General features: G+C 52.3%; 1 protein-coding gene. It reads right to left on the bottom strand.

Annotation, left to right across the window (positions count from 1 at the left end):
- Positions 1-9: 9 nt before the first annotated feature.
- Positions 10-708, bottom strand: a 699-nt coding sequence (locus OUO13_RS14320; protein WP_283174587.1) for an EF-Tu C-terminal domain-related protein, incomplete at its 5' end; no start/stop codon positions are given.

Genomic DNA, 708 nt, shown 5'->3' with positions numbered 1-708 from the left:
GTGCAGTTATCACTCGATAACTTTGGCTACCACGCCAGCACCAACAGTACGGCCGCCTTCACGGATCGCGAAGCGCAGACCTTCATCCATCGCAACTGGGTGGATCAGGGTAACAGTCAGACCAACGTTGTCGCCTGGCATTACCATTTCCACGCCTTCTGGCAGTTCTACAGCACCGGTCACGTCAGTGGTACGGAAGTAGAACTGTGGGCGGTAACCTTTGAAGAATGGAGTGTGACGACCACCTTCATCTTTGCCCAGTACGTAAACTTCAGACTGGAACTTGGTGTGTGGCTTGATTGAGCCTGGCTTGCACAGAACCTGACCACGCTCTACGTCGTCACGCTTGGTACCACGCAGCAGAACACCAACGTTCTCACCAGCACGGCCTTCGTCCAGGATCTTACGGAACATTTCAACACCGGTACAAGTGGTCTTGGTAGTTGGACGAATACCAACGATTTCCACTTCTTCACCAGTGCGAACGATACCACGCTCAACACGGCCAGTTACTACAGTACCACGACCCTGAATAGAGAATACGTCTTCGATTGGCATAATGAATGCACCGTCGATAGCACGCTCTGGTTCTGGGATGTAGGAGTCCAGAGTTTCTACCAGTTTCTTAACGGCAGAAGTACCCATTTCGTTCTCGTCCTGGCCGTTCAGAGCCATCAGAGCAGAACCCGGGATGATTGGAGTGTCATC

This window comes from Parathalassolituus penaei (assembly GCF_026626885.1).
In the GTDB taxonomy this organism is placed as follows: domain Bacteria; phylum Pseudomonadota; class Gammaproteobacteria; order Pseudomonadales; family Oceanobacteraceae; genus Oceanobacter; species Oceanobacter penaei.
This window is presented reverse-complemented; position numbering and strand designations above follow the sequence as displayed.